An 11,714-nucleotide genomic window follows, 5' to 3' on the forward strand; every position below is an offset into this window, starting at 1 on the left:
TCGTCGCGCTGGTGCCCGCCAGACGGAGCGGCGGCAACCCTCACCCGCCGTCCCGCTCACGCGGACCGTGCCAGTCCAGACACACCACGACAGCGTCGTCGCGTAAATCGGATTCCGCGTGGTAAGCGTGCAGTTCGCGCATCACCGTACCAACCGCCTCGGCCGCCGGCTGCAACCGCGTGGCGCGCAGCGAACGAGCCAACACGCGCTCGCCGTACGGCTCCCGGCCCGGCGGCTCGGCGGCCCACACCCCGTCACTGACCACGAAGAGGCGGTCACCCGGCTCGAGGAGCAACTCCTGCACCTCGTAGCGGGTCTCCGCGAACATCCCCAACGGCAACTGCTGATCAAGCTTCAACGGCTCCACCGTGCCCCCGCGCATCCGCAGCAGGTGGGGCGAACCCGCGTCGACCGCCCGGACCCGGCCGGTACGGGTGTCGACGTCAAGCAGCAGGGTGGCCACGTACCGGCGGCCCCGGTGCTGATAGAAGACCGTGTCCGACGCAAGCTCGGCCTGCTCCACCAGGCCGCCTCCGGAGCGACGCGCGTTGCGCATCGCGTTCACCGTGACGGCGGTCAGCATCGACGCGGCCAGCCCACTGCCCTCGCCGTTGAGCACCGTGACGGTGAGCCGGTCGCCGTCCAGAGACCAGTCGAAGTGGTCCCCACCCACGGTGTACGCCGGCTCCAGCTGCCCGGCCAACTCGAACGCGTGGTGCGCCACGCTGCGACCGGGCAGCAGATCCCACTGCATCTCGGCGGCCATCGTGAGTCGCTCACGGCGACGCGCCCGCCGGTACCGGTCGGTCCCCCGGTCCGCCGCACGCATCGCCACCGCGAGAGCACCGGCGATATCGGTCGCGTGGCCGGTGACCGTCGGATTCGGTACGGCCGGCAGCTCGATCAACAGCACACCCAGCCGCTCCCCCCACAGGGTCAACGGCAGGTAGAGCCGGCAGGGACCCTCGCCGGCGGCGTCGCGTACCGGTTGCTGGCTGCTGAAGCACCGCTGCGCCACGGTGTGGCAGGCCAGGAACCCGGCCGCCGGCAGGTCCGGGTCCAGCACCGGCCACAGCCCGCTGATGCGATAGTCGGCGACGAAGACGTCGGTGCGCACCGCGCCCAGCGTCGACCGGATCGCCCGGTCCGCGGCCTCGGCCAACTGGTCGGGCGGGGCATCGCGCAGCGCGCGCGACACCACGTCCGGCGGGTCCACCATGGTTGTCCTCTCCAGAAGCTTGCTACAGGGCAAGCATCATACGGACACCCCGCGACGGCGAACCCCTGCGGTCAGTCGTCACCACGGGTCGCGAGGACGCCGTGGAACGCGTCGGGCACCTCGAGGGGCGGACCCTCCGGCCGCCAACGCGCCACCGGCACGATCCCGTCCGCCGTCGGCGCCCAGCGGCCCAGCAGCGGCGCGAACGCCGCCGGTGGACGCATCCGGAACTGCGGCCCCATCATCGCCAGCGCCTCCGGGTGACCTGCCAACTCCTCGGTGTCGAAGTCCACCACGAGCAGGCTGCCCGGCGCCGCGGCGGCGTACAGCTCGTCGAGCGTGTGGGTCAGCGTGGCGTCGTCGAGGAACGCCGCGAGTCCGAGGAAGACCACCCCGACCGGCCGGCGGCCCCAGCCCGGCACGAAACGGTGCAGTTGCGCCGGGTCGATCGTGCCGATGTCCGTCGCGTCACCGAAGCCGTAGCCGGCCCGGTCGCTGCCGGCGAGAACGCTCTGCCCCAGCCGGATGGTCACCGGGTCGACGTCGGTGTAGAGCACCGTCGCGTCGGTGGCGACCTCGTGCACGTTGCCCATCGTGGGCACCCCGGCGCCGAACACCAGGAAACCGTCCACGTCGTGGGCGACCATGGCCCGCACCGCCCGACCCAGGAACGCCCGCAACTCCCGGAACACCGGGGCGCACGGCCCGTACGCCTGCTCGAACGCGCTCGCGGCGGCCACGTCGACCGGGAAGTGGTGCTCCCCACCGAGCCAAAAGTCGATCATGCGGCCGGTGCTCGGCTGGTCCGGTTCACCCATCGACAATCCTCCCTCCGGACCGGTCGTCGCCAGCGTACCGACCCCGACGCGCTCAGCGGTATCGCGGCGCGGAGACGTTCCCGGCCGCGATACTTGCCATAGGGCCTGTCGGGAGGTGGACGGTGAACTCGGCGGACAGCGCGGCGGTGGTGGTCGGCGTGGACGGATCACAACCCGCCCTGCGCGCCGTACGCCTCGCCGCCACCGAGGCAGCCCGCCGGCACCGGCCACTGCGGATCGTGCACGGGTTCGTCTGGCCGCTGCTGCACGTGCCGCTCTCCCCCGCCCCGGACGCGCCGCCCGGCGGTGGGCTGCGCCACCGGGCCGAGGAACTCGTCCAAGCCGCGGTGGCCGAGGCCGAGGCGACCGTACCGGGGCTGTCGATCTCCGGCGAGATCATCGACGGTGAGGCCGCCGCGGTGCTGGTGGGCGAGTCGCCCACCGCCGCGCTCATCGTGCTCGGCGACCGTGGGCTGGGCGGTTTCTCGGCGCTGCTGGTCGGCTCGGTCGCGGTGCAGGTCGCCGCGTACGCCGACTGCCCGGTGCTGGTGGCCCGCGGCGAGCAACGACCCGACGAGCCGGTGCTGGTCGCGGTGGACGGCTCGCCGGCGTCCCGGCTGGCGGCCGACTTCGCGGCCGAGACCGCCGTGTCACGCGGCGTGCCGCTGCTGGCGGTGCACGCCTACCGGCACCCCGGCAGCAGCGGCCCCGGCGACATGCAACCCCTGGTGTACGACGAGGCGAAGCTACTCGGCGAGCAGGAACGGATGCTCGCCGAGTGGTTGACCGACCTGACCGAGCACCACCGCGGCCTGCGGCTGACCTGCCGGGCGGTGCGCGGCCGGACCGGCGCCGTGCTGGCCGACGCGTCCGGCTCCGCGCAACTGGCGGTGGTGGGCGGGCAGGGGCGCGGCGAGGTGACCGGGTTGCTGCTGGGGTCGGTGAGCCAGTCGATGCTGCACCACGCACGGTGCCCGGTCGCCGTGGTCCACGGCCCCCGCTAGGACCGAGGTTCACCGGCCGCCAGACGGGTAGACGGCCGCGGTACGCCGACGGCGACGAGGGCGACAGCGGTCGCCCAGACCGACGAAGGAGACACCAGATGCCAGGACCACGGCCGGGCAGTAACGCGTACGACAAGCAGCGGGCGCGGTTGCGCAATGCGATCGACGACTCCGGACGCCGGGTGCCCGACGGCAAGGCCAACCAGGTCGCCAACCGGATCCTGCAGGAGGATCGGGGACAACGGGGCGTGGTACGCGGCGACCGCACGTACGGCCCCAAGAGCGAACGCGAACCGGGCGACCCGAAGTGAACAGAGTCGACGTTGCCGACGGCGCCATCGCGGGCGCCGTCGGCAGCACCGCGCTGAACGTGGTCAGCTACCTCGACATGGCCCTGCGGGGACGGCCGGAGAGCGACGTCCCACAGGAAACCGTCGACCGGCTGGCCGGGATCGCGCACGTCAGCCTGGGGTCCGACGGCCGGGCGGCGAATCGCCGCTCGGGCCTCGGGCCGCTGATCGGCTACGGGCTCGGCGTCGCCGCTGGCGTCGCGTTCGCGTTCTACGCCGGTGGTCGGCGCCAACCACTGCCGATGGCCACCGGCCTGCTCGGCGCCGGCGTGATGACCATGACCGACGGGTCGATCACCGTGCTCGGGATCAGTGATCCGCGCACCTGGCGGCGCTCCGACTGGATCTCCGACATCATCCCGCACCTCGCGTACGGTCTGGCGGCCGCCGCCACCTGGAACAGGTTGCGGCGGCCGTCAGGTCGCGGTCGTTAGGGGCCGTTACCGGGTGTCGCTGTCGTCCTCGGCCACTGGTTCACCGGCCGGGCCGTACGGCGACACCTGCCCCTTGGGCACCGGCCGACCCTCGTCGCCGCGCGACGAACCACGGTTGAGCGGGTGCCCGGTCGGTTTGGGTCCCTTGCTGTCCTGGCTGGTGGCTCCCTTGGCGTTACGCCGGAACTCCTCCTGCTGCGGGTTGACCACAGGTGTCTCCCTCCGGATACGGCGGGCGGGCATCGACCGCCTCCACCGTCGGCATACCCGCCCGCTCCGGTGCCATTCCGACCCCGTCCGCCGGCGCGACGGCTAGCGGCACGCGGATCGGGTACCCGGTCGGTGTGGGCAACAATCGAACGGTGGCGCGGGTCCTGCTGGACCGGCGTGGCCGCACGTACGCGGAGGAGGCCGGCATCCGGCTCACCGACCGCCCCGGTCCGCTCTACCAGTTACTGGTGCTGACCACCCTGCTGAGCACCCGGATCCGGGCGTGCGTGGCGGTGGACGCCGCGCGGGAACTGTTCGCCGCGGGCTACCGCACGCCACAGGCGATGGAGGCGGCCAGTTGGCAGGACCGCGTCGACGCGCTGGGCCGAGGCCACTACCGCCGCTACGACGAGCGGACGGCCACCATGCTCGGCACCGGCGCCCGGCTGTGCCTGGACCGGTGGCACGGTGACCTGCGTCGACTGCACCGGGAGGCCCAGGGTGACCCGGCCGGGCTGCGTCGACGGCTCACCGAGTTTCCCGGCGTCGGCCCCACCGGCGCGGACATCTACCTCCGCGAAGCGCAGACGGTCTGGTCGGACCTGCGCCCGTACGCCGACCGTCGGGCGTTGGCCGGGGCGAAGCAGTTGGGCCTACCGGGCTCCCCGGACGGGTTGGCCGGCCTGGTGGACGAACCGGACTTCGGCCGGCTCGCCTCGGCGCTGGTGCGGGTGGCGCTCGGCGAGGAGTCCGCCGGCGAGGTCACCCGGGCCGCGCGCTGAGCCGCTCACTTCACCGTCTTGTCTCCCGGCCTGGTCAGGTGCCACACCAGCAGCGCGGCGAGCAACGCCAGGACCACCACCCCACCGGAAATGCCACGGCCCTCCTCGGGGCTGCGGCCGGCGCTGCCGAAGTAGATCACCGCGAGGCCGGCCAGCACCGTGACGAACGTACGCAAACCTCGGTCCTTCACGAATCGCACCGTAGGCGGGCGCACGTCCGCCGCGGGGCTGTTCCGGGTCGTTGTCCCCCGTCCGGGCGACCCGGTCAGCGCTCGGCGCTGAACCCGCGCAGCCGCACCCGACGCACCGCCCGGTCGGCGACCTCCACCACCTCCAGGGTCAGCCCGGGCAGCCGTACCGTCTCCCCCGGCTGGCCGGGCAGGTGCCGCAGCCGGGCCAGCACCAACCCGGCCACCGTGGTGTAGTCCCGGGACAACGGGAAGCTCAGCCGTACCCCCAGGTCGGGCAGGTCGTGCAGGGGGAAGTCACCGGGCACCAGCAGGGCACCGTCCTCCTCCCGGACCACCCCGTGCACGTCCCGGTCGGTTTCGTCGTACAACTCGCCGACCACCTCGGCCAGCAGATCCTCCATGGTGACCAGGCCGTCGATGCCGCCGTGCTCGTCGACCACCAGGGCCAGTTGCTGATGCTCCTGCCGGAGCTGACGCAACGCGTCGGCGACCGGCAGGGTCACCGGCAGCAGCACGGGCGAGCGCACCTTCTCCCTCACCGACGCCGTGCCGGCCTGCACCAGGTCGCGGATGTGCACCACTCCGAGCAGCTCGTCCAGGCCACCGGCACCGGTGACCGGGGCGCGGGACCGCCCGGCGGCGGCAAGCCGGCGGACTCCCTCGTCGGCGGCCAGGCTCGCCGGCAACGTCATCACCTCCCGCCGGGCCACCAGGATCTCCCGCAACGTCCGGCCGGCGATGTCGAACGCGCCGGTCAGGATCTCCCGCTGCTGCGCCGACAGGCCACGCTGGCTGGCCAGCATCTCCCGCAACTCCTCCTCGGTCATCTCCGCGCGGTTGGCCCGCGGGTCGCCGCCGGCCAGCCGTACCACCGCGTCGGTGGCCCGACTGAGCAACCACACCGCCGGCCGGGACAGCCGGGCGAGCAGGTCCAGCGGGCCGGCACTCAGCAGCGCCCAGCGCTCCGCCCGCTGCATCGCCAACCGTTTGGGCGCCAACTCGCCGATCACCAGCGTGACGAACGTCAGCAGCACGGTCACCAGCAGCACCGCGGCGGGACGTGCCACGCCGCCGAGGAAGCCCAACGGACCGACGAGCGGCTCGGCAAGCGACACCGCGGCCGCCGCCGAGGCGAGGAAACCGGCCAGGGTGATGCCGAGCTGGATGGTCGCCAGGTAGCGGTTGGGGTCACGGGACAACTGCACCAACCGGTCCCCGGCGCGCGACCGTCGCCCCAAGCGCCGCAACTGCCCCTCGCGCAGCGTCACCAACGCCATCTCGCTGCCGGACAGCGCGGCGTTGACAAGCACCAGCACGGCCACCAGCGCCACCTGCACGAGCTGACCACCCATCGCGCACCCCCGTCCGCCGCCTCAGGTCACTCAACCGCAGCGGAGCCGGTCCCGGGTCCGGTTTGCGCCCGCGCCACCGCTCAGTCGACCTCCAGGTCGTCGAGCGAGATGGCGTGGCTCATCAACCAGCGGGCCAGCGCCGACATACCGAACAGCCAGAGCGGCACCGATTCGGTGGGGCCGTTCGTGGCGTAGATGGCGAACCGCAGGTCGGGCGCGCGGTACGCCTCGATCCGCCACCGGTGCTGCCGGTCCCGCCAGACCGCCGAAGGGTCCATGGCGTCACCGTAGGTGACCGCCGCCGGCCCGGGGGCCGGTTAGCCCGGCACCGATCCGGTCAACCTCCGGTCGGCGCGACACCCGTCGCCGGAAGCTCCACCCACGGGCAGCGCCGGGCGGGGTGGTGCGGGCTCAGGTGACGACGATCCGGGCGTCGTCGGGCAGTCGTCGGGTCGCGCCGCGACGGTCCAGCAGTTCCAGCAGGGGCACCGCCACCCGGCGGGTGGTGTCCAACGCCTGCCGGGCCGCGGACAGCGTGAACGGCTGCGGCAGCCCGGCCAGCACCCGGACCGCGTCGTCGAGCGCGTCGGGCAGCAGCACCACGTTGTCGGCCAGCCGCAGCAGGGCGCCGGCGCGCACCGCCGCGCCGATCTCCCGGGGGCCCAGACCGAGGTCGACGAGACGGTCCGCCTCGGGGGCGCGGAACGGCCGGTCGCCGTACTCCTCGCGGACCCGCCGCACCGCTCGGGCCACCGGTTCGGGCAGCGCGTCGGCGCCCGCCGCGCCGACCCGTCCGGCGTGGATCCGCAGTGGGGGGCGGACCAGCGCCTCGACCAGCACCCGGTCGGGCAGGGCGAGGCGCTGGCGCAGGGCGTCCACGGGCATCCCGGGCTCCAACGGGTGCTCCCGCGCGTAGCGGGCGACCTCCTCGGTCACCTGCTCGCCGAGGCGCCGCCAGTGCTCGGGGTCGGCCAGCCAGTCACCGGCCACCGGCGCGGTGTGCACCGGAACGCCCATCCGGATCAACGCGCCGGCCCGGACCAGCCGCCGGCGGCGCAGCTCACCGACCAGGTCGGGTCGACCGTCCAGCTCGGCGAGGACCTGCGCGCGGGCGGCCGCGGCACCCCGGCGGGCCAGCGGCGGCGGTGCCACGTCCAGCACCCGTACCCCGCCGGTCACGTGGTGGCGGCCCGGGTCCCGTAGCAGCGCCCGGTCGCCCACCAGCAGTGGCAGCGGGCGGGACAGGCGCAGCCGCACGGTGTCCGCGCCGAGCGGTCGGACCCGGACCGGCACCGCCGCCGACCCGACGTGCAGGGTGAGGGTGGCCGGCAGGTCGGCGGCCGGGTCGCCGGTGAGCCGGACGTCGACCAGGTCGGTGTGCTGGAACCGGCCCGGGGTGAGCAGCGCGTCACCGCGGCCCAGCCGGTCGCGGGGCGTGCCGCGCAGGTTGACCGCCACCCGGGCCACCGCGGCGGCCTCCGGTCGGGCCTCGCCGAGTGAGTGCAGGCCCCGCACCCGGACCGGTTCGTCGGCGCCGGCCACCTCCAGTTCGTCGCCCACCCGTAGCCGACCGGCGCCGAGGGTGCCGGTGACGACGGTGCCGCTGCCCCGCACGGTGAAGCTGCGGTCGACCCAGAGCCGGACCGGGTCGTCCACCGGGGGCGTCGGCAGCCGGGCGGTGAGCCGGTCCAGGGCGGCCCGCAGCTCCGGCAGACCAGCGCCGGTGCGGCCGCTGACCGCCACCGCCTCCACCGCGCCGAGGCTTGTCGCGCCGATCTCGGCGCGGGCGCGGGCCGTCGCCGGCCCCGGATCGGCCAGATCCGCGCGCGTCACCGCCAGCAGGCCGTACGCGACGCCGAGCGCGTCGAGCGCGGCCAGGTGCTCGGCGGACTGCGGCATCCACCCCTCGTCGGCGGCGACCACGATCAGCGCCGCCGGCACCGGGCCGACCCCGGCGAGCATGTTCGGCACGAACCGCTCGTGGCCGGGCACGTCGACGAAGGCGATGGTGCCGCCGGAGGGCAACGTCGTCCAGGCGAAGCCCAGGTCGATGGTCATCCCCCGGCGGCGTTCCTCGGCCCACCTGTCGGGTTCCATCCCGGTCAGCGCCCGGACCAGTGTCGACTTGCCGTGGTCGACGTGCCCGGCGGTGGCGACGACGAACACGCTCAGTCGTCCCCGGGTACGCGCAGCACGGCCGCGCGGACGGCGTCGTCGGCGTCGGCGGGCACGCAGCGCAGGTCGAGCAGGAGCCGGCCGCGCACCACCCGGCCGAGCACCGGCTGGTCTCCGGTGCGCAGCGGCGCGGCGTAGCGCTCGGGCAGGCTCAGCGCCCACGAGTCCAACTCGACGCCGGGTGCGCCACCGCCACCGACCACCGCGACGGCCGGCACCACCTCCGCCTTACGGCCGTCCGCGCCGAGCCGGTCGCGCAGCCGCTCCACCCGCTCGCGCAGGGCGGCCGGATCCGCGTGCAGGGCCGTCCGGGTCGGGGTGGCCGGTTGGTGCAGGGTGGCGGCCAACGCGGCCAGGGTGAGCTTGTCCACCCGCAACGCCCGGGCCAGCGGGTGACGGCGCAGCCTGTCGATCAGCTCGACGTCGCCGAGCAGCAGCCCCGCCTGCGGGCCGCCGAGCAGTTTGTCGCCACTGGCGGTGACAAGCGCGGCCCCGGCGCGCAGAGTGCTTGTCGCGTCCGGTTCGTCGGGCAGCAGCGGATCCGCCGTGAGCAGGCCGGAGCCGATGTCGGCGACCACGGGCACGCCGAGGGTGGCCAACTGGCGTACCGGGGTCGCCGAGGTGAAGCCGGTGACCTGGAAGTTCGACGGGTGCACCTTGAGCACGAAGCCGGTCTGCGGGCCGAGCGCGGCGGCGTAGTCGGCGAGGGTGGTGCGGTTGGTGGTGCCCACCTCCCGCAGTCGAGCGCCGGTGCTCTCCAGCAGGTCGGGCAGGCGGAACCCGTCGCCGATCTCGACGAGTTCGCCGCGGCTGACCACGATCTCCCGGCCGGCGGCCAGGGCGGTGGCGGCCAGCACCAACGCGGCGGCGCCGTTGTTGACCACGTGCACGGCGCCCGCGTCGGGCACGGCGGCGGCCAGGGCGTCGAGCGCGGCGCGGCCACGACGGGCCCGGCGGCCGGTGTTCAGGTCCAACTCGACGTCGGTGTGCCCGGCGGCGGCCACCACCGCGGCGACCGCGGCTGGCGACAGTGGTGCCCGGCCCAGGTTGGTGTGCAGCACGACGCCCGTGGCGTTGAGCACCGCCCGGGGGCCGGGCGCGGGCAACGCGGCCACCGCGGCGTCGCGTACCTCGTCGGGGTTGATCTCGCCGCGGCGGGCCTGCTCCTGGAGGCGGGCCACGACCGCCTTGACCTGGTCCCGGCCCAGCGTCGCGCTGGCCGCGGCCAGCAGCGGGTCGGCGAGCAGCGTGTCGGTGCGGGGCACCCGGCGTCGCGGGTCCACCAGCCCGTCGCCCATCGCGTCATCTCCTGCAGCGGTTTGGCGGAGACGGACGGGAATCGAACCCGCCTGGCCCGGGTCCCGGACCACTCCGGTTTTGAAGACCGGGAGGGGCACCAGCCGCCTGAACGCCTCCACCGGACATTCGATCACACCGAGGGCGGGGCCGCCCGATCAGATGGAAGATCCATGCCGGTTCGCCGGGCGTCGGCCCGCTCCCGCTGCGGCACCACCGTGTACCGAGGGTCGCGGGCGGAGGCGACACCGCCGTAGAAGATGCCGAACCGGGTCAGCACCGAGGCAGCCAGCAGCGCGGCACCGGACAGCGCGCTGACCGACCGGCTGCGCCGGCCGAGCAGCGCACCGGCGACCCCACCGGCGGTGAGCAGCCGACCGGCGCGCAGCAACCGACCGGGCCGACCCACCCGGTACGGCTCACTGAGCAGACCGAGGCGGGTCTCCACCCGGTGCGCGCCGTACAACTCCAGCGCCGCGCCGGCCACCGCCATCCGGCGGGCCGGCCCCGCCTCATCCGGCGACGCGGCGAGCAGACCCACGCCAGCGCCGCTGGCCAGGGCGCTGCCCGCGAAGATGACAGGCAACTCGGGGTACGCCTCGTGCCACGACGGCACGGCCGTGTCGGCGAGCAGCACACCGGTGTACGTGGCCAACGCGGGCGCGGTGCCGGCGGCGAGCAGCCCGGCGGCGTGCCCGAGCGACGGCAACGCCCGACCGGCCAGCCCGAGCGGGCCGTGGCGCGGCAGCACACCGGCGGCCTCGGCGATCGCGGCGACGCCCGCGGCCGGCCCGTACGCGGTGAGGATCCAGGTGCCCATCGACATCGGCGAGGTCGGCTTCGCCACCCGGAGCATGTGGTGGAACCGCGCCGGTCGGCCCAGATCCCTGATCAGGAAGACGGCGCTGGCACTGACGGCGGCCAGTGCGGTGACCCGACCGGCGCGCCGCAGCGTCGGCCGCCCGGTGAGCTGCCCACCCGCGGCGAGCAGCGACGAGCCGGCGGCCAGTCCGCCGGTGAACAGGTACGCCGCGATGTCCCACTTCCAGACCGGGGCCTTGAGGATGGGTCGACCGTAGTACGACGTGAACTCGGCCTCCGGCACCCGCAGTTCCTCGCCGCCGCCGCGACGCCCACCCCGGCGACCAGCCCGCCGGCCGGAGGGTTCGGCGGTCCGCGACCGCTGCGAGGTCAGGTCCGCTCCCGAGTCGACGCCCACCGCTGCGCGCCGTACCCGCGGACCACCTGACCGGTCGACGCCGTCGGCGGCCGATCGGCCGGAGCCGTCAGCGGCCGATTGGGCGGCGCCGTCCGTAGCCGATTGGGCGGCGCCGTCGGCGGCGAGCCGGTCGCGGTCGGCGGCGGCCGATTGGCCGACCCCGTCCGCAGCCGATTGGGCGAGGCCGTCGGCGGCGAGCCGGTCGCGGAAGCGGCGGAACAGGTCGCCCACCTCGGGGCGCTGGGGACTCACGAGGAACCTCCGACGAACGCGGCGACGGTGGCCGCCGCCATGGCGAGGGCCGCGAGGCCGGCGCGTTTCCACATGGCCGGCAGGTCGCGGGTGGTCACGACCGGATCCGGTGGCAACCCGTACACCTCGGGCTCGTCGAGGAGCAGGAAGAACGCCCCGTCACCACCCACACCGTCGTGCGGGTCGTGCCCGTACAGACGCGCCTCCGGCACCCCCCGCCCCCGCAACGTCGCCACCCGCGTGGCGGCCCGCTCCCGCAACTCGTCGAGCGGCCCGTACTGGATCGACTCGGTCGGACACGCCTGCGCACACGCCGGCGTCATACCCGCACCCAACCGGTCGTAGCACAACGTGCACTTCCACGCCCGACCATCATCCTTACGCTGGTCGATCACCCCGTACGGACACGCCG

At 74.5% G+C, this 11,714-nt stretch carries 14 protein-coding genes and 1 tRNA gene; 4 read left to right on the forward strand and 11 right to left on the reverse strand.

Annotation, left to right across the window (positions count from 1 at the left end; genetic code table 11):
- Positions 1–40: 40 nt before the first annotated feature.
- The gene (locus AB0F61_RS26465) at positions 41–1,219 is read right to left on the reverse strand and encodes a PP2C family protein-serine/threonine phosphatase (RefSeq protein ID WP_357814639.1); all 1,179 of its coding nucleotides are present in this window, start codon (positions 1,217–1,219) and stop codon (positions 41–43) included.
- A gap of 71 nt (positions 1,220–1,290) precedes the next feature.
- Positions 1,291–2,037, reverse strand: coding sequence for an SAM-dependent methyltransferase (locus tag AB0F61_RS26470; protein WP_357814641.1), 747 nt, complete (start codon positions 2,035–2,037; stop codon positions 1,291–1,293).
- Between the two features lie 122 nt (positions 2,038–2,159).
- Here AB0F61_RS26470 and AB0F61_RS26475 point away from each other — a divergent pair, with 122 nt between their 5' ends.
- The 3 genes from AB0F61_RS26475 to AB0F61_RS26485 all read left to right on the forward strand — a co-directional run bounded on the left by AB0F61_RS26475 (position 2,160) and on the right by AB0F61_RS26485 (position 3,825).
- On the forward strand, positions 2,160–3,041 hold the full coding sequence (locus tag AB0F61_RS26475; protein ID WP_357814644.1) for a universal stress protein: 882 nt from the start codon (positions 2,160–2,162) through the stop codon (positions 3,039–3,041).
- Positions 3,042–3,139: 98 nt separating this feature from the next.
- The gene (locus AB0F61_RS26480) at positions 3,140–3,352 is read left to right on the forward strand and encodes a phosphatidylethanolamine-binding protein (RefSeq protein WP_088989541.1); all 213 of its coding nucleotides are present in this window, start codon (positions 3,140–3,142) and stop codon (positions 3,350–3,352) included.
- The gene (locus AB0F61_RS26485) at positions 3,349–3,825 is read left to right on the forward strand and encodes a hypothetical protein (RefSeq protein WP_357814646.1); all 477 of its coding nucleotides are present in this window, start codon (positions 3,349–3,351) and stop codon (positions 3,823–3,825) included. The genes AB0F61_RS26480 and AB0F61_RS26485 overlap by 4 nt, the downstream gene beginning before the upstream one ends.
- Positions 3,826–3,831: 6 nt before the next feature.
- Here AB0F61_RS26485 and AB0F61_RS26490 read toward each other — a convergent pair whose 3' ends face one another.
- Positions 3,832–4,068: a hypothetical protein gene (locus AB0F61_RS26490; RefSeq protein WP_357814649.1), complete on the reverse strand. Its 237-nt coding sequence runs from the start codon at positions 4,066–4,068 to the stop codon at positions 3,832–3,834.
- A 101-nt stretch (positions 4,069–4,169) separates the two neighbouring features.
- Between AB0F61_RS26490 and AB0F61_RS26495 the strand changes: the two genes are divergently transcribed.
- Positions 4,170–4,817 (forward strand): hypothetical protein, encoded by a 648-nt coding sequence (locus tag AB0F61_RS26495; RefSeq protein ID WP_357814651.1) that lies wholly within the window; start codon positions 4,170–4,172, stop codon positions 4,815–4,817.
- Between the two features lie 5 nt (positions 4,818–4,822).
- Here the strand turns inward: AB0F61_RS26495 and AB0F61_RS26500 are convergent, their stop codons facing one another.
- From AB0F61_RS26500 to AB0F61_RS26535, 8 genes are all read right to left on the reverse strand, one after another.
- The gene (locus tag AB0F61_RS26500; RefSeq protein WP_036410487.1) at positions 4,823–5,008 is read right to left on the reverse strand and encodes a hypothetical protein; all 186 of its coding nucleotides are present in this window, start codon (positions 5,006–5,008) and stop codon (positions 4,823–4,825) included.
- Positions 5,009–5,082: 74 nt separating this feature from the next.
- Positions 5,083–6,360: a hemolysin family protein gene (locus AB0F61_RS26505; RefSeq protein WP_357814654.1), complete on the reverse strand. Its 1,278-nt coding sequence runs from the start codon at positions 6,358–6,360 to the stop codon at positions 5,083–5,085.
- 80 nt (positions 6,361–6,440) lie between these two features.
- Positions 6,441–6,638, reverse strand: coding sequence for a hypothetical protein (locus AB0F61_RS26510; RefSeq protein WP_184187418.1), 198 nt, complete (start codon positions 6,636–6,638; stop codon positions 6,441–6,443).
- Between the two features lie 133 nt (positions 6,639–6,771).
- On the reverse strand, positions 6,772–8,526 hold the full coding sequence (gene selB / locus AB0F61_RS26515) for a selenocysteine-specific translation elongation factor (protein ID WP_357814658.1): 1,755 nt from the start codon (positions 8,524–8,526) through the stop codon (positions 6,772–6,774).
- Between the two features lie 2 nt (positions 8,527–8,528).
- The gene (gene selA, locus AB0F61_RS26520; protein ID WP_357814660.1) at positions 8,529–9,833 is read right to left on the reverse strand and encodes an L-seryl-tRNA(Sec) selenium transferase; all 1,305 of its coding nucleotides are present in this window, start codon (positions 9,831–9,833) and stop codon (positions 8,529–8,531) included.
- 22 nt (positions 9,834–9,855) lie between these two features.
- Positions 9,856–9,951, reverse strand: a tRNA-Sec gene (locus AB0F61_RS26525).
- A 13-nt stretch (positions 9,952–9,964) separates the two neighbouring features.
- The gene (nrfD, locus tag AB0F61_RS26530) at positions 9,965–11,302 is read right to left on the reverse strand and encodes an NrfD/PsrC family molybdoenzyme membrane anchor subunit (RefSeq protein ID WP_357814663.1); all 1,338 of its coding nucleotides are present in this window, start codon (positions 11,300–11,302) and stop codon (positions 9,965–9,967) included.
- Positions 11,299–11,714, reverse strand: a 416-nt coding sequence (locus AB0F61_RS26535) for a 4Fe-4S dicluster domain-containing protein (protein WP_357814666.1), incomplete at its 5' end; no start/stop codon positions are given. The genes AB0F61_RS26535 and nrfD, both read right to left, overlap by 4 nt.

This window comes from Micromonospora sp. NPDC023888 (genome assembly GCF_040639415.1).
In the GTDB taxonomy this organism is placed as follows: domain Bacteria; phylum Actinomycetota; class Actinomycetes; order Mycobacteriales; family Micromonosporaceae; genus Micromonospora.

Coding starts and splice junctions, on each gene's coding strand:
- AB0F61_RS26465 (WP_357814639.1), bottom strand. CDS start 1,219: ATGGTGGACCCGCCGGACGTGGTGTCGCGCGCGCTGCGCGATGCCCCG.
- AB0F61_RS26470 (WP_357814641.1), bottom strand. CDS start 2,037: ATGGGTGAACCGGACCAGCCGAGCACCGGCCGCATGATCGACTTTTGG.
- AB0F61_RS26480 (WP_088989541.1), top strand. CDS start 3,140: ATGCCAGGACCACGGCCGGGCAGTAACGCGTACGACAAGCAGCGGGCG.
- AB0F61_RS26490 (WP_357814649.1), bottom strand. CDS start 4,068: ATGCCCGCCCGCCGTATCCGGAGGGAGACACCTGTGGTCAACCCGCAG.
- AB0F61_RS26505 (WP_357814654.1), bottom strand. CDS start 6,360: ATGGGTGGTCAGCTCGTGCAGGTGGCGCTGGTGGCCGTGCTGGTGCTT.
- AB0F61_RS26510 (WP_184187418.1), bottom strand. CDS start 6,638: ATGGACCCTTCGGCGGTCTGGCGGGACCGGCAGCACCGGTGGCGGATC.
- selA (WP_357814660.1), bottom strand. CDS start 9,833: ATGGGCGACGGGCTGGTGGACCCGCGACGCCGGGTGCCCCGCACCGAC.